The organism is Ruegeria sp. BF8, assembly GCF_056538625.1.
On sequence record NZ_JBQFTL010000001.1, the window covers coordinates 802,333 to 826,926 of the forward strand.

General features: G+C 63.6%; 22 protein-coding genes. 9 read left to right on the forward strand and 13 right to left on the reverse strand.

Going from position 1 to position 24,594, the window contains the following annotated elements:
- Positions 1 to 12: 12 nt before the first annotated feature.
- On the forward strand, positions 13 to 537 hold the full coding sequence (locus ACR0LD_RS04015; protein ID WP_170338382.1) for a component of SufBCD complex: 525 nt from the start codon (positions 13 to 15) through the stop codon (positions 535 to 537).
- Positions 538 to 558: 21 nt separating this feature from the next.
- Positions 559 to 4,017, forward strand: a complete 3,459-nt coding sequence (mfd, locus tag ACR0LD_RS04020) for a transcription-repair coupling factor (RefSeq protein WP_480635667.1) — start codon at positions 559 to 561, stop codon at positions 4,015 to 4,017.
- A gap of 9 nt (positions 4,018 to 4,026) precedes the next feature.
- On the opposite strand, the gene ACR0LD_RS04025 is transcribed toward mfd, so the two are convergent.
- The 5 genes from ACR0LD_RS04025 to ACR0LD_RS04045 form a co-directional block, all read right to left on the reverse strand.
- Positions 4,027 to 4,704 (reverse strand): SH3 domain-containing protein, encoded by a 678-nt coding sequence (locus ACR0LD_RS04025; protein WP_480635668.1) that lies wholly within the window; start codon positions 4,702 to 4,704, stop codon positions 4,027 to 4,029.
- Positions 4,701 to 6,365 carry a hypothetical protein gene (locus tag ACR0LD_RS04030; protein WP_480635669.1) on the reverse strand — a complete coding sequence of 555 codons (1,665 nt, stop codon included), beginning with the start codon at positions 6,363 to 6,365 and terminating at the stop codon, positions 4,701 to 4,703. Before ACR0LD_RS04030 ends, ACR0LD_RS04025 begins: the two co-directional genes overlap by 4 nt.
- A 55-nt stretch (positions 6,366 to 6,420) precedes the next feature.
- Positions 6,421 to 7,629, reverse strand: coding sequence for a multidrug effflux MFS transporter (locus tag ACR0LD_RS04035; RefSeq protein ID WP_480635670.1), 1,209 nt, complete (start codon positions 7,627 to 7,629; stop codon positions 6,421 to 6,423).
- Between the two features lie 76 nt (positions 7,630 to 7,705).
- On the reverse strand, positions 7,706 to 8,365 hold the full coding sequence (locus ACR0LD_RS04040; protein ID WP_480635671.1) for a DsbA family oxidoreductase: 660 nt from the start codon (positions 8,363 to 8,365) through the stop codon (positions 7,706 to 7,708).
- Positions 8,362 to 9,879 carry a class I adenylate-forming enzyme family protein gene (locus ACR0LD_RS04045; RefSeq protein WP_480635672.1) on the reverse strand — a complete coding sequence of 506 codons (1,518 nt, stop codon included), beginning with the start codon at positions 9,877 to 9,879 and terminating at the stop codon, positions 8,362 to 8,364. The genes ACR0LD_RS04040 and ACR0LD_RS04045 overlap by 4 nt, the downstream gene beginning before the upstream one ends.
- A gap of 65 nt (positions 9,880 to 9,944) precedes the next feature.
- Here ACR0LD_RS04045 and ACR0LD_RS04050 point away from each other — a divergent pair, with 65 nt between their 5' ends.
- Positions 9,945 to 10,568, forward strand: a complete 624-nt coding sequence (locus ACR0LD_RS04050) for a helix-turn-helix domain-containing protein (protein ID WP_093962221.1) — start codon at positions 9,945 to 9,947, stop codon at positions 10,566 to 10,568.
- Here the strand turns inward: ACR0LD_RS04050 and ACR0LD_RS04055 are convergent.
- Positions 10,565 to 10,792, reverse strand: a complete 228-nt coding sequence (locus tag ACR0LD_RS04055; RefSeq protein WP_093962974.1) for a hypothetical protein — start codon at positions 10,790 to 10,792, stop codon at positions 10,565 to 10,567. The genes ACR0LD_RS04050 and ACR0LD_RS04055 overlap by 4 nt on opposite strands.
- Positions 10,793 to 11,269: 477 nt before the next feature.
- A complete protein-coding gene (locus ACR0LD_RS04060) occupies positions 11,270 to 13,096 on the reverse strand; it encodes an extracellular solute-binding protein (RefSeq protein ID WP_480635673.1) in 1,827 nt (608 codons plus the stop codon).
- A gap of 313 nt (positions 13,097 to 13,409) precedes the next feature.
- On the opposite strand from ACR0LD_RS04060, the gene ACR0LD_RS04065 reads away from it, so the two are divergent.
- Together ACR0LD_RS04065 and ACR0LD_RS04070 are read left to right on the forward strand one after the other, a co-directional pair.
- Positions 13,410 to 14,183 carry a 3-hydroxybutyrate dehydrogenase gene (locus ACR0LD_RS04065; protein WP_480635674.1) on the forward strand — a complete coding sequence of 258 codons (774 nt, stop codon included), beginning with the start codon at positions 13,410 to 13,412 and terminating at the stop codon, positions 14,181 to 14,183.
- A 28-nt stretch (positions 14,184 to 14,211) separates the two neighbouring features.
- Positions 14,212 to 15,240 carry a patatin-like phospholipase family protein gene (locus tag ACR0LD_RS04070; protein ID WP_260063053.1) on the forward strand — a complete coding sequence of 343 codons (1,029 nt, stop codon included), beginning with the start codon at positions 14,212 to 14,214 and terminating at the stop codon, positions 15,238 to 15,240.
- On the opposite strand, the gene ACR0LD_RS04075 is transcribed toward ACR0LD_RS04070, so the two are convergent.
- The 3 genes from ACR0LD_RS04075 to ACR0LD_RS04085 all read right to left on the reverse strand — a co-directional run bounded on the left by ACR0LD_RS04075 (position 15,241) and on the right by ACR0LD_RS04085 (position 17,793).
- Positions 15,241 to 15,918 carry a DUF502 domain-containing protein gene (locus ACR0LD_RS04075; RefSeq protein ID WP_149774457.1) on the reverse strand — a complete coding sequence of 226 codons (678 nt, stop codon included), beginning with the start codon at positions 15,916 to 15,918 and terminating at the stop codon, positions 15,241 to 15,243.
- A gap of 70 nt (positions 15,919 to 15,988) precedes the next feature.
- Entirely contained in the window at positions 15,989 to 16,903 is a 915-nt protein-coding gene (locus tag ACR0LD_RS04080) for a pseudouridine-5'-phosphate glycosidase (protein WP_170528706.1), read from the reverse strand.
- Complete coding sequence (locus tag ACR0LD_RS04085; RefSeq protein ID WP_170366069.1) at positions 16,900 to 17,793, reverse strand: PfkB family carbohydrate kinase; 894 nt, start codon at positions 17,791 to 17,793, stop codon at positions 16,900 to 16,902. The genes ACR0LD_RS04080 and ACR0LD_RS04085 overlap by 4 nt, the downstream gene beginning before the upstream one ends.
- Before the next feature lie 203 nt (positions 17,794 to 17,996).
- On the opposite strand from ACR0LD_RS04085, the gene ACR0LD_RS04090 reads away from it, so the two are divergent.
- Positions 17,997 to 19,073, forward strand: coding sequence for a HupE/UreJ family protein (locus ACR0LD_RS04090; protein WP_480635675.1), 1,077 nt, complete (start codon positions 17,997 to 17,999; stop codon positions 19,071 to 19,073).
- On the opposite strand, the gene ACR0LD_RS04095 is transcribed toward ACR0LD_RS04090, so the two are convergent.
- Complete coding sequence (locus ACR0LD_RS04095) at positions 19,070 to 19,699, reverse strand: thiamine phosphate synthase (protein WP_170599677.1); 630 nt, start codon at positions 19,697 to 19,699, stop codon at positions 19,070 to 19,072. The two genes, ACR0LD_RS04090 and ACR0LD_RS04095, sit on opposite strands and share 4 nt — an antisense overlap.
- 162 nt (positions 19,700 to 19,861) lie before the next feature.
- Here ACR0LD_RS04095 and ACR0LD_RS04100 point away from each other — a divergent pair, with 162 nt between their 5' ends.
- From ACR0LD_RS04100 to ACR0LD_RS04110, 3 genes are read left to right on the forward strand one after another with little or no spacing between them, the layout of a single operon-like run.
- Entirely contained in the window at positions 19,862 to 20,605 is a 744-nt protein-coding gene (locus ACR0LD_RS04100; protein ID WP_005982870.1) for an RNA methyltransferase, read from the forward strand.
- Positions 20,606 to 20,665: 60 nt separating this feature from the next.
- Positions 20,666 to 21,811 (forward strand): heme A synthase, encoded by a 1,146-nt coding sequence (gene ctaA / locus ACR0LD_RS04105; RefSeq protein ID WP_170523547.1) that lies wholly within the window; start codon positions 20,666 to 20,668, stop codon positions 21,809 to 21,811.
- Between the two features lie 4 nt (positions 21,812 to 21,815).
- Positions 21,816 to 23,285 carry a carboxypeptidase M32 gene (locus ACR0LD_RS04110; protein WP_170439086.1) on the forward strand — a complete coding sequence of 490 codons (1,470 nt, stop codon included), beginning with the start codon at positions 21,816 to 21,818 and terminating at the stop codon, positions 23,283 to 23,285.
- 38 nt (positions 23,286 to 23,323) lie between these two features.
- Here the strand turns inward: ACR0LD_RS04110 and ACR0LD_RS04115 are convergent, their stop codons facing one another.
- Entirely contained in the window at positions 23,324 to 23,770 is a 447-nt protein-coding gene (locus ACR0LD_RS04115) for a YqfO family protein (RefSeq protein WP_170359049.1), read from the reverse strand.
- A 56-nt stretch (positions 23,771 to 23,826) separates the two neighbouring features.
- A complete protein-coding gene (locus ACR0LD_RS04120; RefSeq protein WP_170359051.1) occupies positions 23,827 to 24,552 on the reverse strand; it encodes an ArsR/SmtB family transcription factor in 726 nt (241 codons plus the stop codon).
- Between the last annotated feature and the right edge of the window lie 42 nt (positions 24,553 to 24,594).

Consider the following 24,594-nt stretch of genomic DNA (forward strand, 5'->3'; position numbering starts at 1 on the left):
AATGAGGCAAGTTTGGACTGGTACTCCACGATCTTCGAGCTCATCGACATGCGCAGTTTCTCGAATCTGTGGTACTGGATCGCGCTTGCGGTGCTGTGGTCGACAGCCAGCCATTGGGTGATGGGCGTTCCCTATGATCTGGTCGTGCGCGCCCGCCGCGTCGGAGGCCAGGCCGAGACCGACCTGCTGGACATCGTACGGATCAACACCAACCGCATCCTCTACATTGCCGACGTTTCGGGGGTCGTAATCTTGGCGCTGTGCTGTTTCCTGTTCGCAGGGCTGGCGACGCTTGGGTTTTACTATCAGGTCGAGTTCGCCCAGGCCGTGTTCCTGCTGTTGTTCCCGATGGTTCTTGTCGGCGCAAACAGCCTGCGGGTGGCCCGGAACCTGCGGCGGCAGGAGTTGACGATTGAAGCTGTGTCCAAGGCGCTGCATCGATGCCGGCTGGCGACGCAGGTCATCGGCATGTTTGCGATACTGGTCACTTCGATGTGGGGCATGTATCAGAACCTTTCGATAGGCGTTCTGGGATAGCAGATTCAGAAAGGCAGCGTGATGAAGGCTCCGAACCACGTGACAGTCGGCGGCGCCCCCGAGGGGTTTGACGCGCAGCTGGTGCTGAACGAGGTTGCCCGCTCGGGCGGGCCGGTTTTGCATGTGGCGCGCGACGACAAACGTGCCGAGGCGATGCGCGCCGCGCTGCGTTTCTTTGCGCCCGACATGCCGGTGATCCTGTTTCCCGGCTGGGATTGCCTGCCTTTTGACCGGGTGTCGCCCAACCCCGACATCGCGGCGGCGCGGGTGGCGACCCTGGCGGCACTGGTGCACCAGATGCCCGAGCGGTTCGTTCTGCTGACCACGCTGAACGCGGCCACCCAGCGCGTGCCGGCGCGCGACGTGCTGCGGCAGGCGGCGTTCACCGCTCGGGTCGGCCAGCGCATCGACGAGGCCGCGCTGCGCGATTTTCTGGTGCGCATGGGTTTCAGCCAAAGCCCCACGGTGATGGAGCCCGGCGACTATGCCGTGCGCGGCGGGATCATCGACATCTTCCCGCCGGGCGAAGCAGGGCCGGTGCGGCTGGACCTGTTCGGTGACGTGCTGGACGGCGCGCGCCGGTTCGATCCGGCCACTCAGCGCACCACCGAAAAGCTTGATCTGGTCGAACTGGCCCCGGTTTCCGAGGTGATACTGGACGACGCCGCCATCACCCGGTTCCGTCAGAACTATCGCATCGAATTTGGTGCGGCCGGCACGGATGATCCGCTGTACGAGGCGGTCAGCGCCGGGCGCAAGCATCAGGGCATGGAGCACTGGCTGCCCCTGTTCCACGAAAAGCTGGAAACGCTGTTCGACTATCTGCCGGATGCGCCGATCACGCTGGACGATCAGGTCACGCCCGCGCGTCTGGCCCGGTGGGACAGCATCGCCGATCAATACGAAACCCGGCGTCTGGCGCTCGAGAACCGCTCGCGGATGGATTCGGTCTATAAACCCACGCCGCCGGGCCTGCTGTATCTGGACGATGACGCCTGGACCCGGGCGGTGGCGCAGCGGCGGGTGCTGCAGTTCAGCCCCCTGCCGCAGGCCAGCGGCCCGGGGGTGATCGACGCGGGCGGTCGGATCGGGCGCAACTTTGCCCCCGAGCGCCAGCAGGAAAGCATCAGCCTGTTCGGCGCGCTGGCAAGCCACATCAAGAACAAGCTTGAGAAGGGGCCGGTTCTGGTCGCTTCGTACTCCGAGGGCGCGCGCGAACGCCTGACCGGGTTGATCGAGGATGAGGGCCTGGCCGAGGCAATTCCCGTTTCCGACGGCTCGCGCATCGGCAAACGCGGCCTGCACTTGGCGGTCTGGGCGTTGGAGCACGGCTTCGAGACGCCCGACATGACCGTGATCTCGGAACAGGACGTGCTGGGCGACCGCCTGATCCGCCAGCCCAAGAAACGCCGCAAGGCCGAGAATTTCCTGACCGAGACCCAGTCGCTCAGCCCCGGCGATTTGGTGGTGCATGTCGATCACGGCATCGGCCGGTACATGGGCATGGAGGTCGTGAGCGCCCTGGGCGCCGCGCATGAATGCCTGCTGCTGGAATATGCCGAAGGCGCCAAGCTGTACCTGCCGGTCGAAAACATCGAACTGCTATCGAAATACGGGCACGAGGAAGGTTTGCTCGACAAGCTGGGCGGTGGCGCATGGCAGGCCAAGAAGGCCAAGCTCAAGGAACGCATCCGCGAGATGGCCGACCGGCTGATCCGCATTGCCGCCGAACGCGCCTTGCGCAAGGCCCCGATCATGGACCCGCCGCCCCACGCGTGGGAGGAGTTCAGCGCCCGATTTCCCTATCAGGAAACCGAAGACCAGTTGCGCGCCATCGCCGACGTGATGGAGGACCTGCACTCGGGCACGCCGATGGATCGCCTAATCTGCGGCGACGTGGGCTTTGGCAAGACCGAGGTCGCCATGCGCGCGGCCTTTGTTGCGGCCATGTCCGGCCTGCAGGTGGCGGTGATTGCGCCCACAACGCTGCTGGCCCGTCAGCACGCCGCCAGCTTCAAGGACCGGTTCCGGGGCTTCCCGCTGGAAGTCCGGCAATTGTCACGCTTCGTCTCGGCCAAAGAGGCGCAGCAGACCCGCGAAGGGCTGGCAAAGGGCACGGTCGATATCGTGATCGGGACCCATGCGCTGCTGGCCAAGGGCATCCGGTTCCAGAATCTGGGCCTGCTGATCATCGACGAAGAGCAGCATTTCGGCGTGGCCCACAAGGAGCGGCTGAAGCAACTGCGCTCGGACGTGCATGTGCTAACGCTGACCGCGACGCCCATTCCGCGTACCCTGCAACTGAGCCTGACCGGCGTGCGCGACCTGTCGATCATCGGCACGCCGCCCGTCGATCGCCTTGCGATCCGCACCTATGTCAGCGAGTTCGACGCCGTCACCATCCGCGAGGCGCTGCTGCGCGAGCATTATCGCGGCGGGCAGAGTTTCTATGTGGTCCCGCGCATCTCGGACTTGCCCGAGATCGAGGAATTCCTGAAAGAACAGCTGCCCGAACTGACCTATGTGGTGGCCCACGGCCAGATGGCGGCGGGCGAGTTGGATGATCGGATGAATGCCTTCTATGACGGCAAGTATGACATCCTGCTGGCCACCACGATCGTCGAAAGCGGGCTGGACATTCCCACCGCCAACACGATGGTTGTGCACCGGGCCGACATGTTCGGGCTGGCGCAGCTTTATCAGATCCGGGGCCGGGTGGGGCGGTCCAAGACCCGCGCCTATGCCTATCTGACCACCAAGCCGCGCGCGCGGCTCACCCCGGCGGCCGAAAAGCGGCTGCGGGTTCTGGGCTCGCTCGATACGCTGGGGGCGGGGTTCACGCTGGCCAGCCAGGATCTGGACATTCGCGGCGCGGGCAACCTGCTGGGCGAGGAACAGTCGGGCCAGATGCGCGACGTGGGATACGAGCTCTACCAGTCGATGCTGGAAGAGGCGATCGCCAAGATCAAGGCCGGCGAGATGGAAGGGTTGAGCGAGGCCGACGATCAGTGGGCGCCGCAGATCAACCTGGGCGTTCCGGTACTGATCCCCGAAGACTATGTGCCCGATCTGGACGTGCGTTTGGGCCTCTACCGCCGCCTTTCGTCGCTGTCGACCAAGGTCGAGCTGGAGGGCTTTGCCGCCGAGTTGATCGACAGGTTCGGCCCTCTGCCGAAAGAGGTGAACACGCTGCTCTTGGTCGTGCGGATCAAGGCCATGTGCAAACGCGCGGGCATCGCCAAGCTGGACGGCGGACCCAAAGGGGCCACGATCCAGTTCCACAATGACAAGTTTGCCTCGCCGCAAGGTCTGGTCGAGTTCATCCAGAGCCAGCGCGGGCTGGCCAAGGTCAAGGACAACAAGATCGTGGTGCGGCGCGACTGGAAAAAGGACAGCGACAAGATCAAGGGCGCCTTTGCCATTGCCCGCGATCTGGCCGAGAAGGTCGCCGCCGAGAAAAAGAAGAAGGCCAGCGCCTGAGGGCGCGGCCTAGTCCCCGGCCACGAATGTACACAGCTGCCAGTTTCCGCTGTCCGACTTCACGAAGGCCGCGCGATAGCCGACCATCGACCACAGGAATTCGGAATAGATATAGCCGCGCGTTCCGTCGGTCAGGATGACGCCCTGATATTCGGCCTCTTCCAGATAGTCCGGCACGATCACCACCTCGTGGCTGATCAGGTCCAGAATGGGCGCGCCGCGGTTTGGGGCCTGGCGCAGGGTGACATCCTGACCGGTCACGAAATAGGCGGTGAACGGATCCAGCTTCGCTGGCAGGGTAAGCCGCCACTGGTGCGGCATCCAGAATTCGCCATCCTCGTCGAAATAGCCGGGCTGGGCCAGCGTGGTCTCGAGGTCGCGCCAGTAGTCCTCGCGGATGGTGGCGGCGTGGCGGCGGTCGGCCTCGGGCAGGGTTTCGGGATCGACCGTCAGATTGGCGCGGAACGTCTCGGGGCCGTCCTCGTCGCCGTGGCTGGTGTAGATCTCGGGGCAGGTGGCGGCCATCACGCCCTCGAGGTCGCGGGCGGCGACCTTTGCGCGCAGGTCCGCACGAAAGGCTTCCAGTGCCGGGTCTTGGCTGGCCTCGTCCACAGGCGGAAAGGTCTGACGGTCGGCCCAAGCGGGACCGCAGCACAGCGCGATCAGCGCAGCGTTCAACAGTTTCATTCAGCGGCTCTCATCGCGGCCTGGGCGCAGAAGCACGAGGCGCCGACGCTGCGGTCGGCCCGCGCCAGGGCCAGGTCAAGTCGTTGTCGGATCAGCTGCAATTCCTCTACCGCGCCACGCGCCTTGAGGCAATCGTGCAAGCCCTTGAGGCTCCAGACATTGTCGGGATGGATCGAGGCGCGGCTGAGGTTGCCGCCCAGACCCAGATCCTCGCGGTAGACGGCTTCGGCCTCGGCCACGTGGCCCCGCTCGAACAGCAGCGCCCCCAGCGCGTGGCGGGTGGGCTGCATCCAGCCCCAGGGCTCGTCATAGGGCAGATTGTCGTCCAACTCGACCGAGCGGCGCAAATGGGCGAAGGCCGTGTCGAAATTGCCTTTACGGTACTCGATCTCGCCCCGCAGCATCTCGCGCGCGATCTCCAGCAGGTCGGTCACGCGGTTGTTGTGCAGCAGGCGGGTTTCGGGCACGCGGTCCTTGGCGGCCAGAAACAGGCGCTCTTCGGCCTCGGCCTCGGCCACGTCGCCGGTGGCGGCATGGGCGATGGCGCGGGCGTAATGCGTGGTGGCCGTCACCGTCAGATACAGGCCGGGATCGGCGGGCAGGGGCAGGGCCTTGGCTTCTTCCCACCGGCCAAAGCGGATCAGGATATGCGGCCCCATGGCCATGTAGCTTTCGAAGTAATCCGCCATCGGCGGGCTTTCGATGCGCAGCATTTCCTCGGGCGTGGTGTCCCACAGGCCCTTGTTGGCGCGCAGGGCGGGCTCCATCTGACCGAGGAACAACGCGCCATAGATGACGAAGTGGTAATTGTGCTGGCGATAGCCGGTGTAGATGTTGAACGCGCCTTCGCGCTGGTAATATTTCAGATCGGCGATGACCGCCTGTTCGTTCCAGTGGACGACGTTCTGGTAGTGGCCGCACAGCACGTCGATATGGGTGGGCATGTGCACCAGATGTCCGGCATCGGGCACCAGCGTGCGCAGCACATCACCGGCATTCAGCGCTTTTTCCGGTGTGGGCGACATCTCCATCAGATGCACATAGAGGTGCAGCAGCCCCGGATGCGACATCGCCGCCGGATCGTTGGCCATGGCCCATTCCAACGCCTCCTGCGCTTCAAGCGTCGCGGCGCCCTCGGCAGGCTGGCCTGTCCTAAGGTCCCACATCTGCCAGGGGGTCAGGTTCAGCAGCGACTCCGCATAGATGGTGCGCAGGTCCAGATGGTCGGGTCGGGCCGCGAAGGCGGCGCGCATGGCGTCCGCAAAATCATGGTCCCAGCGGTGCATGTCGGGCGCCGGGTCCCGCTGGGGATAGCGGGCAGGCAGGGCGCGTATCAGTTCGCGTTCGACCGGCGTGCAGCGATCCAGCAGGGCCAGTGCGCACTGGGTTGCGTCATAGGCGCAGTTCAGGGCCTTGGCCTTACCGCGGTCGTCCAGCAGATCCCAGGGCAGGTTGTAGTTGGGCCCGGCGGCATAGGCCACGCCCCAATGGGCCATGGCGCAGTCCGGGTCATGCTCCAGCGCGCGCTGGAAACACACGACCGCCTCTTCATGGTTGTAGCCGTAGGTCCAGACAAGGCCCCGGTCGAACCAAAGCTGCGCCTGATCCGAGGACGTGGTGACGGGGCAGCTATGCGTGCCCAGATCGTAATAGTCGCTCATGCCGAATTCCCCCTGACTGGGGCGAGTCTAGCGCAGTTCGGGCGCGCGGGACAGGTCAGGCGGGAACGCGTTCTTCGATCCGGCCCATATGGACCATCAGCCCGAAGGCCAGCACACACATGGTCAGGATGCCGAAGGTCAGCGGCCCCAGCGTACCGTCAAACAGCAGCCCCACAGGCGCGGCGATGGCGGCGGCCAGCACGGTCGAGATCGACCCGATGACCGAGGCCGCCATGCCGGCGATATGACCCATCGGCTCCATCGCGATGGCATTCAGGTTGCCCATGGTGACGCCGGCCATGAAAAAGACCGTGGTCTGCCAGAACACGAAAAGCGCAAACGAGGCCTGGGACGACAGGTTCGACATGTTGAGGGCAATCACCAACGAGGTGATCAGGATCTGTCCGGCCAGCGCCCAGGTCACCATCCGGCGCATGCCCACGCGCACCACGACGGCCGCGTTCAGCAGGCTGGCCGAGCCGGACATCAGCGCCACGAATCCGAACCAGAAAGGGAAGCTGTCGGCGCGGTCGTGGATCACGTCATAGACCGGCTGCACCATGGTCAGCATGGTGAACAGCATGCCCATGCACAGGGTCTGGACAAAGATCGACAGGCGCACGGTGGGGTGGGCAAACATCTCTTTCACGGCACCGACCATCAGTGGCAGGCGGAACGGGCGGCGGTTTTTCGGCGCGAGGGACTCCGGCAGACGGAACCCCATCCAGACAATGATGACCAACGCAAACAGGATAAACGACATGAACACGCCGCGCCAACCGGCAAAGGCGATCACGGCGGCACCGGCCATGGGCGCGATGGCGGGCACTAGGGTGAAGATCATCATCGCGATGGACACGATCCGCGCCATTTCCCGGCCCGAGAACAGATCGCGGATGATCGCCATCGCGACTACGCGGGGCCCGGCGGCCCCCAGTCCCTGAACCACCCGGGCAGCCAGAACCAACTCCAGCGACGAACTGGCCCAAGCCACGGCCGATGCCAGAATATAGACTGCTGCTCCGGCAAAGATCACCGGCCTGCGTCCGACCGCATCCGAGATCGGGCCGGTGAAGAACGTGCCGATTCCCATGCCAAGAACAAAGCTGGTCAGGATCAACTGCGCCCGGTTCACGTCATCAGGGCTGAGCTGCGCGCCGATCTCGGGCAGGGCAGGCAGCATTGAATCAATCGAAAATGCGATCGTGGCAAACATCATCGCGATCAGCGCGATGAATTCGGCCTTGGAAATACGGTCAGCCATGCGGGGACTCCTTGCCCCAACGCGCTAACACGACAGGGCAAGGTGGGCTAGGTGCAATCGCGCACAGAACTCTGTGCTATTCTGCAGAGGAAGGCTCAAGCTGAGACATGATTTCGCCGATCACTTGCGCCCACAATTCCGGTGGTTGCGCCCCAGGGACCGCGTGCTGGTTGGCGACGATGAAGGTGGGGACCGAGTTTACGCCCATCTCACGCGAGTGCGTATCCCGCTGACGAATGTCGTCCCGGTCGGCGTCGGATTTCAGCAGCTTCAGAACAACTGCGGCGTCCATGCCCACGCTGTCGGCGATGTCGGCCAAAACCTCGTGGTCGCCGATGTCGCGGCCCTGCACGAAATACGCAGTGAACAGCGCATCCACCACCTGGTTCTGCTTACCCTCGATCAATGCCCAATGGATCAGGCGATGGGCGTCCAGCGTGTTCGGGGTGCGTTTCATTGCCTCGAAATCGATGTTCAGGCCGGCCTTTTCGGCATGCTCCACCACCGGCGCATAGGCGCGAACCGCACCCTCCTTGCCACCGAATTTGCGTTCCAGGTATTCGCGCCGGTCCATGCCGCCTTCGGGCATGTCGGGGTTCAGCTGGAACGGATGCCATTCGATCACGAAGGGATGGTCCGGGACCGAGGCCAGCGCCTTGTCCAGGTTGGTCTTGCCGATATAGCACCACGGGCAGATCGGGTCGGACAGGATATCAAGCTTGACGGTCTGGGTCATTCTTCGGGTGCCTTGAAATAGGCCGGCAATGCACGGCGCAGGAGTTTTCCGTTGCCCCCGGTGGGCAGTTCGGGAAGGTGGATGAAGGCGCGGGGTTGCTTGTAGCGCGCCAGGTTGGCCTCGACATAAGCGCGCAGGGCGGTTTCGTCCAGTTTTTCCGGCCCGGAATAGAAGGCGGCGATCACGAAAGTGTCCGGTTTGACCTCGACCGCCGCCGCGCCGACCTGAGCGATTCCGGGAAACCGCGACAGGACGGATTCGACCTCGACCGGGGACACCCGGTAGCCGCCGGCGTTCATCATGTCGTCGTCGCGCCCCAGATAGGTGATCTGCCCATCCACGGCCATCGCCCCCTGATCGCCGGTCAGGAACCAGTCGCCCTGCATGCGCGCGCGGGCCTCGTCCGGGGCGTTGAGGTAGGTCAGCATCAGCCCCGGGTCCGAGCGGTGAATGGCGATGGTGCCTTCCTGCCCCTGCGGAACCGGCCCGTCAGGCCCCAGGATCGCCACGCGGCGCCCCGTTTGAGGCTGGCCCAGCGCATCGCCGCGCGCGGGGTGGGACGGGCTGGATGAGATGAAGGTCGAGCATTCCGACATGCCGTAGGCCTCGTACAGCTCGGTCCCGGTGGCCTGAACCCAGCGTTCGTGCAAGGCGCGCGACAGCTTCTCGCCGGCGCTCAGGCCGTGGCGCAGATCGGGCAGAGGCAGCGTGTCCGCCGCGTTCAGCATCTTGCGGTACACGCCGGGGGCGGCCGCAAAGATCGAGGCGCGGTGGCGGCGCAGCAACCCGGGCAGGGCGGCCGGGTCGGTTCCGGGTTCGGGGATCAGCGCTGTGGCGCCGATGGTCCACGGGTCCATCAGGCCGGTGCCCAGCGTGTAGGTCCAGTTGAACGCGCCCGCGTGGCACAGGCGGTCAGCCTCGCGCAGGCCGTACCAGCCATCGACCATCATCTGCCGTGCCCAGATCGCGCGATGCGCATGGGCCACGGCGCGCGGTTTGCCCGAGGTGCCCGAGGTATAGACGACATAGGCCATGCGTTCCGGATCGCCCATGTCGAACGACGCGGGCGGCAGGTCGCGCATGGCGGCAAGGTCGGCCAGGCCGATCTGGTTGGGGTGCGCGGCACAGGCCACGGACGGATCGCGCAGAATGGCGGCTGGAGACAGTTCCCGGATCATCCGCTCCGTTTCCGGCTCGATCAGTTGCGAGGAGGTCGGTACCGGGATCAGCCCGACGGCGATCGCCCCCAGATAGGCTATGGGAAAATCGACCGTATTGCCCAGACGCATCAGCACGATGTCGCCGGGCACCAGGCCCGCACGCAGCAGCCCGGTTCCGGTGCCCAGAACCGCGGATTTCAACTTCGCAAAGGTCCAGTCGTCCGAACCGTCAGGGCGCAGCACGGACAGGGCCACCTTGTCGGGCGTGGCATCGGCGCGGCGCAGCACATGGGCGGCCAGGTTGAACAGCGCGGGGCAGGGCGTCGGCGGCCCCTGATCGAAGATCGACAACATGCGCCTTGGCTATTGCCCTTTGTCACGCGTTGCAAGCGCGCGGCGCTGGCCCTATAGAATGACGCATGACGAGCAAAGACCACAAATCCATCGTACGCATCGCCCGCGACAACGGTTCCCGCACCGAGCTGGAGCCGGTAGATCTGGGTGCCCGCGTGCGTGAACTGCGCAAGGCGCGGAAATGGACCCTCGAGCAGGCGGCGAACCAGGCCGGGTTGGCCCGGTCCACGCTCAGCAAGATCGAGAATGGCCAAATGTCGCCGACCTATGACGCGCTCAAGAAGCTGGCGATCGGGCTCGAAATCTCTGTACCGCAGCTGTTCACCCCGCCTGAGCGGGATCAGGTGATCGGTCGCATGGCAGTGACCAAGATGGGCGAAGGCACCGCGCACGCCACAACGACCTACGAGCACGAGTTGCTGGCCGAAACGCTGACCAAGAAGCAGATGCTGCCCTATCGGGCCCGCGTGCGCGCCCGGTCAATGGACGAGTTCGACGGCTGGGTGCGTCACGATGGCGAAGAATTCCTGTATGTGCTGACCGGCGTGATCCGCCTGTACACCGAGTTTTATGAACCGGTTGAGATGCGTCGGGGCGACAGCGCCTATTACGACGGCAGCATGGGGCACAACGTGATCTCGGTAAGCGATGAGGATGCAACCATCCTGTGGGTCACGTCGCTGGCCTAACGCCGGGCAAGCTCGCGGTTCAGGCCTTCGGTGTAAAGGAAATCCTCGACCTCTTCATGGGCCTCGTTCACCGTCAGGTGGTGCCGCTCGGCCAGATAGGCCTCAAAGCGTTTCCTGTCCGTCCTCACGCGCGCCATATCCTGATCGCGCAGGTTCGGAAAACGGCGCTTGGCGCGTGCGTAGGACGCGCTCCAGTCTTGTGTCAAATCAGTCCAGTTCAACATCTGCGAGCCTTCCGTGGTTCGGGTTTCAGGACTGCTCTTCCCCAGACCAGCGTACGGAGCGCGCAGCCCGCGCGAAGACATGACAAAATGTCGCAGGTCGGGGTGCTGGAAAATCAAAGCGGTTTTTCACGCCGTGCTCGGCCCGTTTTCCCACTCACTGTCGGTTTTGGCGATCGTTCAAATGCTCGCACTCTGGACTGCGCCGAATACAGGGCTTTGTTCTATCTAAGAAATCTGTTTTCGGTGCAGGTGTCCGTTGCGTCGATCCTCACTTGGATTGCGAGATATCGTGGTAACAAGCGTTCCACCCGCAAAAAGTAGTCAAATGCTCTAGAAATAGCGGCCAGCGGATTTGTTCGATCGCCTTTTGGTGTTTGGTCACATGTGCCGAAAATTGCCGACGCCCGCGCGGCGTCCGATCCGAGCTAAGTGCATCACTTGAAATGGGCAGGGGCACAAGCCCCTACCGGTTGCCTGCTACTCCTCGTACCACCAGACATCGGGCATGAACTGCGGTCCGTCGCCGTAGATTGGCAAGATCTGAGGATGCTTCATTTCCTTCACATGGGCGATGCGGCCAACATCAAAGCTCCAGATTGGAATGACATACCGTCCGGCGGTCAGAACCCTGTCAAGCGCGCGGGTGGCGGCCACGAAATCCTCACGGCTTTCCGAGGCCAGCATCGCATCGATCAGCCCATCCACTGCCGGAGAGGTGACCCCCATCAGGTTGCGTGTCCCTGAAGCATCCGCGCCTTCGCTGCCCCAGTAGAGGCGTTGTTCGTTGCCCGGCGACAGCGACAGCGCGCGGCGGAACGGGGTCATGTCGAAATCCAGCTCGGACACCCGCTGGGTGTATTGTGCGTCATCCACCTTGTCGACGGTCAGCTCGATCCCCAGCCGTTCCAGCGCGCGGGCATACATCTCGGCGATCGCATCCACGTTCTGAACCACATTCAAGCTTCCCTGACTGATGACCAGGGTTATCTTGAGGGGCTCTCCCGCTGCGTTCTTCAGCACGCCGTCTTGGATTGTCCATCCGGCTTGCTCCAGCAGATCAGCCGCCTTGCGGATGTCCCTTCGGTTGCGAACCGAGTCGTCGCCTTCGGGCAGAACATACCCTTCCAAGGTTCCCGGCAGCAGATCAGCCGCGTAGGGTTGCAACATCTCAGCCACCCGACCGGTTGCCGGTCCGGGTTGCATCGCCAGTTCAGACCCCGAGAAATACGAGGTGATCCGAGGCTGAGCACCGCCAGTGATCGTGCCGTTGATGAATTCAAAATTGAACGCAAGGGTCAGCGCCTCGCGCACGCGCCAATCGTCAAAGGGCGCTTTGCGCGTGTTCATGACCAGACCTGTCATGCCCGAGGGCTTTTTATGCGGAATCTCGGTTTTGACGACATCGCCGCGCTGAACGGCCGGGAAATCGTATTGCGTGGCCCATTTGTCGGCGTTGAACTCGCGGACGGCCGACAGCGCGCCGGCCTTGAAGGCCTCGAACAGAACCGTCTGGTCGCCGTAGAACTCCAACCGCATCTCGTCGAAATTCATGGTACCCCGGCGGAACGGGACATCGTTGCCCCAATAATCCGGATTGCGTTCGAGGTTCACGAAACGCCCGGCCTCGTAGTCATCGATGACATAGGGGCCGGTGCCAATCGGGACATCTTGCAGGGATGCCTCGGCGAAATCCTTGCCCTCCCATTGGGCTTTCTTGAGGATCGGCCGCAGCCCTGCGATCAGGGCCAGCTCGCGGTCTGGCTCGTTGAAGATGATCCGGACCGAGCGTGGTCCGGTCTGCTGAATACTGTCGATCTTGGCCCACAGACCGCGATAGCGCAGATGCCCCTGCGTTCCGAGGGTCTCGTAAGACCAGATCACATCGTCAACCGTGACCGGCGATCCGTCAGAGAATCGGGCAGTCTCACGCAGGGTGAATTCGACCCAGGATCGGTCCGGCGCGGTGTCGATTGATTCGGCCAAAAGCCCGTAAAGAGTGAAAGGTTCGTCCCACGAACGGCCCATCAACCCCTCGTGGGTCCAAAATCTCAGCTGCCAAGGGGCGGTGCCTTTTTGCACAAACGGGTTGAGACTGTTATAGCCGCCGGTATTGCCGAACACGACCTTGCCGCCCTTGGGCGCGTCGGGGTTGGCATAAGGCAGCGACACAAAATCCGGTGGTAGGGCCGGGTCTCCATACATAGCTATGCCATGGGTCGATTCTGCTTGCGCTAACGTGGCGACAACCGAGGCAGCGATTCCCGCGATCAACGGGCGGATGGGACGGAGAATATCGGGGCTCATTTTGGAAACAATCCTGCTCTGGCCTTATTTTGTTGGGATTCACCGTACCGATGATTTTTCTTATTATCAAACTTTTAGCTTGGATGACGGCGCGGAATTGCTTATAAAGGTTCCACTGCTCGATAGGTTTCTTGCCTGTATGAAACCTGCCTCAATAACTTAACGCCCGCTTCGTGCGGGCGTTTTTTTCTGCCTCGAGCTCCGAACTTCCCGCCCATAAATTGACCGTATCCGCAACCGGGTCTTTCCCGTTTATTTTGCAGGTGCAGCATGGCACTGTGTCTCCAAATCATGAGTCTGTGGGAGACCCAAAATGAACCTGTCGGGAAAAACAGCAATCATCACCGGATCGAACTCGGGCATCGGGTTGGGCATTGCGCGCGAATTGGCCAAGGCGGGGGCCGACGTGGTTCTGAACTCGTTCACAGACCGCGATGAAGATCACGCGCTGGCGGCCGAGATCAGCAAGGAGACCGGAACCAACGCGCGCTACATCAAGGCCGACATGTCCAAGGGCGAGGAATGCCGCGCGCTGATCGAACAGGCCGGAGCCTGCGATATCCTGGTCAACAATGCAGGCATCCAGCACGTCGCGCCGATCGACCAGTTCCCGGTCGAGAAATGGGACGCGATCATCGCCATCAACATGAACTCGGCCTTTCACACGATGGCGGCGACGCTTCCGATGATGCGCAAGGCCGAGTGGGGGCGGATCGTCAACATTGCCTCGGCGCATGGGTTGACTGCATCGCCCTACAAGGCGGCTTATGTGGCGGCCAAGCACGGGGTCGTCGGCATGACCAAGACCGTTGCGCTGGAAACCGCGCAGGAGCCGATCACCTGCAACGCCATCTGCCCGGGCTATGTGCTGACGCCGCTGGTCGAGGCTCAGATTCCCGACACGATGAAGGAATACAACATGAGCCGCGAGGACGTGATCAAGAACGTCATGCTCGAACGGCAACCCTCGAAAGAGTTCGCGACCGTCGAACAGCTGGGTGGAACCACCGTGTTCCTGTGCTCGGACGCCGCGGCCCAGATCACCGGCACCACGATCTCGGTCGACGGCGGCTGGACCGCCTTGTGATCCGCGGCGCGCGCCGGGGCCGGCGGACATGGTAAAGCGCATCAATCTTGCCCTGCAGGGCGGCGGCGCGCATGGCGCATTTACCTGGGGCGTGCTGGACCGTCTGCTGGACGACGAAGACATTGAGGTTGCGGCGATTACCGGAACCTCGGCCGGGGCGCTGAACGGAGCCGCGTTCAAGGCCGGCATGGTTCATGCCGGTCGCGATGGCGCGCGCGAGACCCTGAACGCCCTGTGGGAGAGGATGGGCGCGGTGGGCGACATGCGCATCGCCAACTGGCTGGCCGGGATGGAACCCGCCCAGATCGCGCAGGCGATGGAGTATTCCTTGCCGTTCTCGGTGGCTGATACCTGGTCGCGGATGGTGTCGCCCTATGCCTATGGACCGTTCTACCGCAATCCGCTGGCCCCGGTGGTCGAGGCGTTTGATTTTGGCGAGGTCTGCGCCGATCAGGGGCCACGCCTGTTCGTCTGCGCCACCTGTGTGCGCAGCGGCAAGATCCGTGTTTTCACGGGCGATGAGGTGACGACTGACGCGATTCTCGCCTCGGCCTGCCTGCCGAACCTGTTCCAGGCGGTTGAAATCCACGACCCCGAAACCGACCGGACCGAAGCCTATTGGGATGGCGGCTATACCGGCAACCCGGCGCTGTTTCCGCTGTTCAACGCGGGCCTGCCCGAAGATGTTGTGATCGTGAACATCAACCCGCTGGAGCGCGACGAGGTTCCCAAGACCCCGCAGCAGATTCAGAACCGGATCAACGAGATCAGCTTCAATTCTTCCCTTCTGCGCGAGCTGCGGGCGATCAACTTCGTGCAGCGCCTGTTGGCCAAGGGCAAGCTGAAGGCGGGTGAAATGAGCCGGGTCTTCGTGCACATGATCGCCGATGACGCGCTGATGAACAGCCTGTCGGTGGCGACCAAGACAGTGCCCAACCCGGTGGTTCTGCACAGCCTGAAACAGGCGGGACGGGCCGCGGCCGACCGGTTTCTGGCCGATCACAAACCCGATCTGGGTGCGCGAAGCTCCGTTGATCTGCCCGCGATGTTCGGCTGATCACTCGGGCGGCTGCGTGGGGTCTTTCTGGTTCGGATAGACCAGCCCGGCCGAGATCACCAGTTTGGCGGCATCCTCGATCGTCATGTCCAGCAGGATCACGTCTTCCTCGGGGAAGAACAGCAGAAAACCCGAGGTTGGGTTCGGCGTGGTTGGGATGAACACGCTCAGCAGGCCGCCGCCGGTTTCGGCGCGTTTGTTGATCTCGCCCTTGGCCTCGGTCGAGACGAAGCCGATGGCCCAGATGCCCCGGCGGGGATATTGCACCAGGCAGGCCTTCTCGAACGACCGCTCGGTCTGGGCAAAGACGGTTTCCGAGATCTGTTTGATCCCGGAATAGATCGACCGGACGACGGGCATCCGGTTGACCAGGCTTTCGGCAAAATGGATCAGTGACCGGCCCAGGATACCTTTGGCGATCCAGCCGACCAGAACCGTGAAGATCAGGAAGAACAGGACGCCCACGCCGCGCAGGTTGATACCCACATATTGTTCGGGGCGGAACTGGTGCGGGATCAGGGGCAGGACCGCGCTGTCGATCCAGCCGACCACCGACAGGATCAGCCACAGCGTCAGCCAGACCGGTGCGATGACGACGATACCCGTCAGAAACGACGCGCGTAGCCGCGACAGCAGGCCGGGGCGGCGGTGGGGTTCTTCATCAAACGGTGTGTTCATCGCGGTTCCGAGCGGTTTGCCGGACTAGTTAATCAGTCCGGCGCCTTGGTACAATAGGTCCGTTTGACGCTTAGTCAGCCTGAGCCTTCAAAGACTTGGCTATACCAGCCGCAAGGCGCGCATTGTTGCGCACCAGGGCGATATTGGCGATCAGGGATCGGCCCTCGGTCCGCTCGTAGATGCGCTGCAGCAGATAGGGCGTGACGGCCTTGCCGGTAATGCGATGCGCTTCGGCGTCTTGCTGGGCCGAGGCGATGATCGGGTCAAGTTCCTCGGACGGGATCTGATCGGCCAGCGGGATCGGGTTGGCCACCAGTTGCCCCCCGGGCAGACCCAGAGCGCGGCGCGTCGCATGGGCCTTGGCGATCTGCTCGGCCGTGTCCATCCGCAAGGGCGCGGCGAAGGGCGACTTGGCCGACCAGAAGGCCGGGAATTCATCCTGCCCATGGGCGATGACCGGCACGCCAAGCGTTTCAAGCACTTCGAGCGTTTTGGCCAGATCGAGGATGGCCTTGGCCCCGGCAGCCACGACCGTGACCGGGGTCTGCGCCAGTTCGTGCAGGTCGGCCGAGATGTCAAAGCTGGTTTCCGCGCCGCGATGCACCCCGCCGATGCCGCCGGTGGCAAAGACCTCGATCCCTGCGAAATGGGCCGCGATCATCGTGGCGGCAACGGTGGTGGCCCCGGTCCCGCCCGAAGCGATGCAGGCCGCCATATCCGCGCGCGAGATCTTGGCCACGCCCTGCGCCTGTCCCAGATCCTTCAGCTGATCGGGTTCCAGCCCTACGTGCAGCCGACCGTCTATCACCGCGATCGTGGCCGGAACGGCGCCCGCATCGCGGATGTCCTGCTCGACCTGGGCCGCCACCTCGATGTTCTGCGGGTAGGGCATGCCGTGGGTGATGATGGTGCTTTCCAAGGCAACGATGGGGGTTCCATCGTCCTTGGCCGCGCGCACTTCGGCGGAATACTGGATGTCGATCACAGGGGGGTCTCTCCGGATACATAGGTTGCGGCGGCATGCAGGGCGCGGGTCAGCGCCTCGTCGATGCTGGCGCCATTGGCTTCGGCGGCGATATGGGCCGCCATGAACGTGTCGCCCGCGCCGGTCACGCGCGTGACCAGAACCGACGGGGGTTTCTGGGTGATCACCGCCTGGGCACTGGCCACGGTGGCCGAGTTGCCCCCGTCGGTCACCAGCGCACGCAGCGCGCCCCGGTCCAGCAGAGCGCGGGCGGCGGTTTCGGAATCGGCGAACTCGCGCTGGCACAGCAGCCCGGCTTCTTCGAGGTTCACATACAGCGTGGCCCGGCCGTGCTTGAGGAAAGGCAGCAGCCGCTCGGCCTTGCCGGGCGAGGCCGGGGCTACGCGCAGGTCGGCACGGGCGAAGGCCGGGCTGACGGCGATTTCTTCCAGAAGGTCCAGCGTCAGGTTGCCGTCCAGCGCGATCTGCCCCTCGAACGGGGTGTTTTCATAGCCCAGCGGGCCATGGATCAGCGGGCGCAGGATCTTGGCGCCGGCGGCCTCCAGCGAGTGGGCGTCGGCAATGGCGGCGATCAGTCCGTTTGCGCCTTCGACCGCCATGTAACGGTCGGTGGGCAGGTCCTGCGAGCGATAGATATGGGTCGTGTCCATACCGAGCCGCTTGCAGGCATGGACCAACTCGTCGCCCTCGGGGTCGCTGCCGATGGCGGTCAGAAGGGTCGGGGTCATGCCGAAGCGCACAAGGGTCATGGCGATGTTCATCGCCACGCCACCGGGCAGGCGCGTGATGCGGCCGGGCACGTCCGATCCTTGCCGCATGTGGCTGGCGGATCGTCCGATCACGTCCCACAGGACGGATCCGATACACAGGATGTCGCTGTTCTGAGTCATTTCCTCGTCATGCCGCAGGCGCAGGGCGCGCGCAAGCCGGAAGCTGCGCGGGCTGGGTCCACGTCGGCGATTTGGCTTGCCAATTGTTTGGAGGGACGAAACACTCGGACACAGTGTTTTTTGGTTCTTTTGGATTTTTTCGGATGGGTCTCAATATCCGTTTGCTGACCTTCCTGAGGTTTCGCGCCTGGATAATTGCGCCATTGCTGGCATTTATTTTTTTGGCCATGCCTGCATGGGCGCAACAAAGCGGACGGACAATCGTTGACTTTCAGGTCCGGGACGGTCGGCTTCTGGTCGAAATCGCCATGAACGCCGAGGCCGTTCTGGCCGGGTTCGATCCGCAAGAAGTCGCGCAGGGCGGCGACGGCGGGAGCGCGCGCTACGCACAGCTGCGCCGGCTTGTCTCGTCCGAGCTTGAGGAACACGTCCACGATTTTGTAACGGATTGGAAGCAATCCTTGCAGATCGACGTGAACGGGCCGGTTGCGTTGTCCTATGAAGGCGCAAGTATTCCGGTGGTCGGCAACCCGGACGTGCCGCGGATTTCCCGAGTGCTGTTGGCCGGTCCTCTGCCACCCGATGCAAGCAGTCTGCGCCTGACCTGGCCTGAAGGAATCGGCCCCGTGGTCTTGCGCCAGCAAGGGGTCGAGGCGCCTTATACCGGGTTTCTGAGCGGCGGCGAGGTCAGTCCTCGCATTCCCTTGGCAGGCGGGGCCGGGCTGGGGGCGCAGCAAGCGGCCGAGGCTTTTTTCCGGGCCGGGCTGCTGCATGTCGCGGGCGCGGGGGCACAGCTTCTGGCGCTGGCCTCGGTGCTGGTTTTCTTGTCACTGAAGTTGCGCCCGGTCCTTGTTCAACTTGCCGCGCTGGGGCTGGGCGTTCTGGTGACGCTGCCGCTTGGGATGTTCGACGTGTTGAGTGCGAGGCCGTTCCTGCCGTGGCCGGTCGTGCCGGCTGCCATCGCCTTGTTGGCGCTTTGGAACCTCGTCACCGACCGGTTGGGGGTCTGGCGCGTGCTGTTCCTTTTGGCGGCCGGTGCAGTCCTTGGCCTGACACTGTCAGAAGCATCGTCGCGCCTTGGTGTGCCGCCGCACCATGTCGCGCCGGCGGTGCTGGGTTTTGCCGCTGGCATCCTGTTGGCGCTGAGCGGAGTCGCGATCCTGATCCTCGCCACCCTGACCGTGCTCTTGCCGGATTCGCCCAGGCTGCGCGGCCGTATTTCCACAGTAGCCTCGCTGTTGTTGGCGGGCTTGGGTCTGTACTGGGCGGTTATGTCCTAACCGCCGGTATTCATCGGCGCGATCAGCGTGTTCAGGGCGCTTAGCGGGTCCTCTGCGGCCCAGATCTCGTCTCCGATACCGAAGAAGTCGGTACATTCAGCCAGTTCGGCAACCAGTTCGGGTGTCAGGCCGCCTTCGGCGACAACCGGAACCTCGATCATCTCGGACCACCATTGGAACAGATCACGCTCGGCGCGGGTCCCTTTGCCCAACGACACGTCCCCCACGGGCCCAAAGGCCACATAGTCGGCCCCGGCTTCGCCCGCGGTCATCCCGTCATGGCGCGAGGTTCCGCAGAAACTGCCGACGATGGCATCCGCACCCAGCTCTTTGCGCGCGGCCCGGACCGAGCGGGCCGCATCCTCCAGATGCACCCCGTCCAGCCCCAGCCGTTGCGCCAGCAGGACATGGTTCGAGATCACCAGCGCCACGTCGCGCGCATGGGCCACCTCGCGGCAGGCGTCGGCCGCGCGGGCGATGGCGTCCTCGTCGCTGCCGGCCAGCGCCAGCCGGATGCAGGCGATCTCGGTCCCGTCCAGAACGCGGGCCAGCCGGTCGGGAAAGGTGGCCGGGTCGATGGTCGGCGGGGTGATCAGATAGATCTGAGGCTGCTCGGGGGTGTCCATTGGCGGATCCTTCGCGGTTGGTCTTTGGCGCGGTTTAGCCGATTGCGGCGGCGAAGCAAACTTTATTGCCCGCAGAGCGCGTGATTTGCAATCGGGCAGGGCGGCCGGGCTTGCCCTGTGCAAGCGGCGGCAGTATGGCAGGCGCAACTTTCGGAGATCAAAATGCCCAGCGACAGACCCCAGCCCTCATTCGTGCTTGTCCGCCCGCAGATGGGCGAAAATATCGGCGCCGCGGCGCGGGCGATGTGGAATTTCGGCCTGGACCGGATGCGTATCGTCGCCCCGCGCGACGGCTGGCCCAACCCCAAGGCCGTGGCCATGTCGAGCGGTGCCGGGCGGCTGCTGGACGAGGCGCAACTGTTCGACGATCTGGCCGGCGCGTTGGGCGACCGCACATACGTTTTCGCCACCACCGCCCGTCAGCGTGGCCTGACCAAACCCGTCTACAGCCCCGAGCGTGCCATGCAGATCGCGGCCCAAAAGGTGGCGGCGGGCGAAAAGGTGGCCGTGCTGTTCGGGCCCGAGCGGGCCGGGTTGGAGAATGAAGACATCGCCAAGGCCAATGCGATCATCTCGGTGCCGGTGAACCCCGAATACGCCTCGCTGAACCTGGGGCAGTGCGTGTTGCTGACCGCCTATGAGTGGATGCGCCAGACCGGCGACGTGGTGCACGAGGCCACCGATCTGGGCAAAGGCGACTGGGCCACCGGCATCGAGGTCGAGAAACTGGTAGAACACTACGAACAGCGGCTGGAGGAGGCCGGGTTCTTCTACCCGCCGGAAAAGGCCGAAGGGATGAAGGTGAACCTGCGCAACCTGTGGTCGCGCATGCGCATGACGCGGGCCGATGTGCAGATGCTGCACGGGATCATGCGTCAGATGGTCCGCTGGAAGGACAAGGGCTGAGGCTGGACCTTCCCGGGCACTGGCCCTAGCTTGCGGGAAAATCAAGGACATGAGGACGGCATGAGCGGCAAGCGCAGCATCTTCGAAGAAGTCTCGGGTGAACAAAAGCAGGAAACGGTCCAGCCCGGCATGATCGACCGCGGCCGGGGCGGTGCACGCAAGGCCATCCGTATCTGGCTGATGATCTTGTTCGCGCTTGTCGTCGTGATGATCGCGGTGGGTGGGCTGACCCGCCTGACCGACAGCGGCCTGTCGATCACCGAATGGCGACCGGTCACCGGAGCGATCCCGCCGATGTCCGAGGCCGACTGGCAGGCCGAGTTCGACAAGTACAAACAGATCGACCAGTGGCGGATCATGAACCAGTGGATGGAGCTGGATGACTTCAAGACCATCTACTGGTGGGAATGGGGTCACCGGCAACTGGGCCGCGTGATCGGCCTGGTCTGGGCGCTTGGGTTCTTTGGCTTTCTGGTGCTGCGCAAGATCCCCGCAGGCTGGACCGGGCGCCTTGCGATCCCCGGACTGCTGGGCGGCGTGCAGGGCGCCGTCGGTTGGTGGATGGTGGCCTCGGGGGTGACGCAGGGCGAAGGGATGACCGCCGTTGCCAGTTATCGTCTGGCCACCCATCTTGGCCTCGCGTTCGTGATCCTGGGCTTTCTGGCCTGGTACATCTTCATGCTGGGGCGCGAGGAACGCGACCTGATGCAGGCCCGCCGCGCGAAAGAGGCGCGGCTGTTCTCCCTGTCGACCGGGCTGCTGCACTTTGCCTTTCTGCAGATCCTGATCGGCGCATTGGTGGCGGGTATCGACGCCGGCCGGTCCTATACCGACTGGCCGCTGATCGGCGGGCAACTGCTGCCGCCGGACGCCACCGCGCTTGAACCGATGTGGCGCAACTTTTTCGAAAGTCCGGGGCTGGTGCAGTTCATCCACCGCTGCGTGGGCTATGTGCTGTTCGCCTTCGGCATCTTCGTCTGGCGGCGCGGCAGCAGCAGCGCCCACCCGCAGACCCGGTTCGCCTTCAACGCCATGTTCGCGGCGCTGTCGCTGCAGGTGGTCGTGGGCATCCTCACCGTGGTCTATGGCGCGCCCTGGCAGATCGCCATCTTCCACCAGTTCATGGCCGTGGTCGTCTGGACCTTGATCCTGCGCGCCCGGTTCCTGACCGCTTATCCCATCGCAACCTCGCTGCGCGGAGCTTGACCCAATGACTGCATTCAATGACCTGATGGCCTTTCAGCGCGAAACCTCGGCACTGGCACAGATCGCCGGGCGCCTGGGCTGGGACCAGGAGACCGTCATGCCGCGCGGGGCCGCCAACCAGCGCGCCGAGGAGATGGCCGCGATCGAAGCCGTCCTGCATGCGCGCCGCTCGGATCCGCGCGTGGCCGAGTGGTTGGAAAACGCCCATGCCGACACCGAGGTTGGTCAGGCGCAACTGCGCGAAATCCGTCGCACATTCGAGCGCACGGTCAAGGTGCCCGCTGATCTGGCCACCGCCATCGCCCGCGTGACATCGGCCGCGCAGGGCAAGTGGGCACAGGCCCGCGCCGACGAGGATGTTGCCGCGTTTCTTCCGGTTCTGGAGGAAGTTGTGGCGCTGCGGCGCGAGGAAGGGGCGGCTCTGGCGCAAGGCGGCGATGTCTATGACGCACTGGTCGAGGATTACGAGCCCTACACGACCGCTGCCCAGATTGGTGCGATCTTTGATGCCATGCGCCCACGCCTGGTTGCGCTGCGCGCGGCTGTGCTGGACCGGCCGTCCCCGGCGGGGGTGACCGGCACGTTCGACGAAGCTGCGCAGATGAAGCTGACGCAAAAGCTGGCCGTGTCTTTCGGGTACGACCTGAACCGCGGTCGGGTGGACAAGGCGGTGCACCCGTTCAGCTCGGGCAGCGGGGATGACGTGCGGATCACGACGCGGACCAGCGAAACCGACCCGTTCAACTGTTTCTATTCGACCATCCATGAGGTCGGGCACGCCTGCTATGAGCAGGGCATCGATCCGGCTTACGCTCTGACACCGCTGGGTGAGGGCGTTTCGATGGGCGTCCATGAAAGTCAGAGCCGCATCTACGAAAATCAACTGGGCCGCTCGCGTGCCTTCACGGGCTGGCTGTTCCGGCAGATGACGGGCACCTTCGGTGATTTCGGCATAGCGGATGAAGATGCCTTCTATGCCGCCGTCAACCGGGTGCACAACGGATACATCCGCACCGAAGCGGACGAAGTTCAGTACAATCTGCACGTCATGCTGCGGTTCGATCTGGAACGCGCACTTATGTCGGGCGATCTGCAGGTGCAGGACCTCGAGGCCGCGTGGAACGACCGCTTCCATGCCGATTTCGGCTATGCGGTCGACAAGCCGTCGAACGGGTGCCTGCAGGACGTGCATTGGTCGGTCGGCCTGTTTGGCTACTTCCCGACCTATTCGCTGGGCAATGTGTACGCAGGCTGTCTGTATCAGGCTCTGCGGGCGGCAGTTCCAGGTCTGGATGATCAACTGGCGCAGGGCGATACCTCCGCGGCAACCGGATGGCTGCGCGAGCATGTTCAGCAGCATGGCGGTCTGTATGCCCCACGCGATGTTATCCGCCGCGCCAGCGGCATGGAACCCGGACCCGAGCCGCTGTTGGCTTATCTCGAAGACAAATTCGGCACGCTCTACGGCCTTTGACCTCGAAAGATGACCGCTATGGGTATGATAGGGGTCATCTAGCCGCGGTGTGCATCAGGCACCCAGTCTTCCAGTGGCCGGTTCCAGAACCGGTTCGGGTTGTTTTCGTCCTGCCCGCGGATGTGCAGCGTTCGAAAACACGGGTGCAGAAAGATCACCGGTTCTTCATAGGGATGGGCCGCGTAGATTGCGCGCAGCACCTTCGAACGCACGCCGTCCGACACATCCAGAAAGAACGAGACTTCGACGCAGGGAACATCGACCGTGTCGCAGGTGACGGCATTGCGTCCGGTCCCGAGTGACCGAAAGCTCTGAGTTCCGGGCGTCGACCGGAAGGTGACGTGATCATAATCGCCGTAAACCAGGTTGGCTTCGGCCAGAACAGCATCAATCACCGCCTGCGCGCGGTCCTCGGGAACCTGAACGATCACGCGCCAACCTTCGTCTGTCAGATACCGTTCGGTATCCTGTGGTTTTTGCGTCATTCCAGTCTCCTAACCAAGCAACGTCAGAATGGCCGGGTTTGCACCTCAAGTGTGACTTATCGCTTCGCCATCGACCGAACTGACGGCCCGAGGCAATCAAGCGCGGCGTCCGACATGCCGAAATGACGAGCCAGAGCGGCCTTGCCGTCCGGCGTGATGGTCAGGGAGCGGCTGGACCTTTGGCGCGCCAACCATTTTTCTTTCAGAGCTTTTTCCAGAATCGCGATTCCCAAGGGGCCTGAAATATGATGGCGGCGTTCCGTCCAGTCCAGACAGAATTTGGCGACCGGTCGGTGGGCGCTGATCCGCGGTGGGTCCAGGTCGAGATCGGTCAGAAACGCGTGATATCGCGGACCCGGCGCCAGAGCCCCATGTGCCAGTTGCAGAACGCCCGTATCCAGCAGGTTGTCCGTGATCCACACACCGAGACGCCCGGCAAGATGGTTATAGCAGCAACGGGCCAACAGGACGCCCGAGTCCGGTTTCGCGGCCCGCCGGACATGATCGCTGGGGGTTAGCGTGGACAGCTTTTCCAAAACCGATGCGACCTGTGCGTTTGCGACCCGGTGATAGACATGCCTGCCGCTGCGTATCGAAGTGGTCAGGCCGGCCTGCTCCAACTGCTTGAGATGGGCCGTTGCAGTTGGCGGCGTTATGTTGGCTGCGCAGGACAACTCTTTGTTGGTGAACGCCCGCCCGTCCATCATTTTGCACAGGATGCGTGCGCGGGTTGGGTCGGCGAGGGCGGCGCCGATGATGTCCAGTCTGGGTTCGGGTCTCATTGGATGAGCCTACCGCAAAACCCGGCTTGACCCCAGAAAGAA

Bases quoted from the DNA above. Each gene is read 5' to 3' on its own strand.
- ACR0LD_RS04070 (WP_260063053.1), top strand. From the start codon at position 14,212: ATGGTAAAGCGCATCAATCTTGCCCTGCAGGGCGGCGGCGCGCATGGC.
- ACR0LD_RS04115 (WP_170359049.1), bottom strand. From the start codon at position 23,770: ATGACGCAAAAACCACAGGATACCGAACGGTATCTGACAGACGAAGGT.
- ACR0LD_RS04030 (WP_480635669.1), bottom strand. From the start codon at position 6,365: ATGAGCGACTATTACGATCTGGGCACGCATAGCTGCCCCGTCACCACG.
- ACR0LD_RS04040 (WP_480635671.1), bottom strand. From the start codon at position 8,365: ATGACCCAGACCGTCAAGCTTGATATCCTGTCCGACCCGATCTGCCCG.
- ACR0LD_RS04050 (WP_093962221.1), top strand. From the start codon at position 9,945: ATGACGAGCAAAGACCACAAATCCATCGTACGCATCGCCCGCGACAAC.
- ACR0LD_RS04110 (WP_170439086.1), top strand. From the start codon at position 21,816: ATGACTGCATTCAATGACCTGATGGCCTTTCAGCGCGAAACCTCGGCA.
- ACR0LD_RS04075 (WP_149774457.1), bottom strand. From the start codon at position 15,918: ATGAACACACCGTTTGATGAAGAACCCCACCGCCGCCCCGGCCTGCTG.
- ACR0LD_RS04120 (WP_170359051.1), bottom strand. From the start codon at position 24,552: ATGAGACCCGAACCCAGACTGGACATCATCGGCGCCGCCCTCGCCGAC.
- ACR0LD_RS04060 (WP_480635673.1), bottom strand. From the start codon at position 13,096: ATGAGCCCCGATATTCTCCGTCCCATCCGCCCGTTGATCGCGGGAATC.
- ctaA (WP_170523547.1), top strand. From the start codon at position 20,666: ATGAGCGGCAAGCGCAGCATCTTCGAAGAAGTCTCGGGTGAACAAAAG.
- ACR0LD_RS04065 (WP_480635674.1), top strand. From the start codon at position 13,410: ATGAACCTGTCGGGAAAAACAGCAATCATCACCGGATCGAACTCGGGC.
- ACR0LD_RS04035 (WP_480635670.1), bottom strand. From the start codon at position 7,629: ATGGCTGACCGTATTTCCAAGGCCGAATTCATCGCGCTGATCGCGATG.
- ACR0LD_RS04055 (WP_093962974.1), bottom strand. From the start codon at position 10,792: ATGTTGAACTGGACTGATTTGACACAAGACTGGAGCGCGTCCTACGCA.
- ACR0LD_RS04025 (WP_480635668.1), bottom strand. From the start codon at position 4,704: ATGAAACTGTTGAACGCTGCGCTGATCGCGCTGTGCTGCGGTCCCGCT.
- mfd (WP_480635667.1), top strand. From the start codon at position 559: ATGAAGGCTCCGAACCACGTGACAGTCGGCGGCGCCCCCGAGGGGTTT.
- ACR0LD_RS04085 (WP_170366069.1), bottom strand. From the start codon at position 17,793: ATGACTCAGAACAGCGACATCCTGTGTATCGGATCCGTCCTGTGGGAC.
- ACR0LD_RS04045 (WP_480635672.1), bottom strand. From the start codon at position 9,879: ATGTTGTCGATCTTCGATCAGGGGCCGCCGACGCCCTGCCCCGCGCTG.
- ACR0LD_RS04100 (WP_005982870.1), top strand. From the start codon at position 19,862: ATGCCCAGCGACAGACCCCAGCCCTCATTCGTGCTTGTCCGCCCGCAG.
- ACR0LD_RS04095 (WP_170599677.1), bottom strand. From the start codon at position 19,699: ATGGACACCCCCGAGCAGCCTCAGATCTATCTGATCACCCCGCCGACC.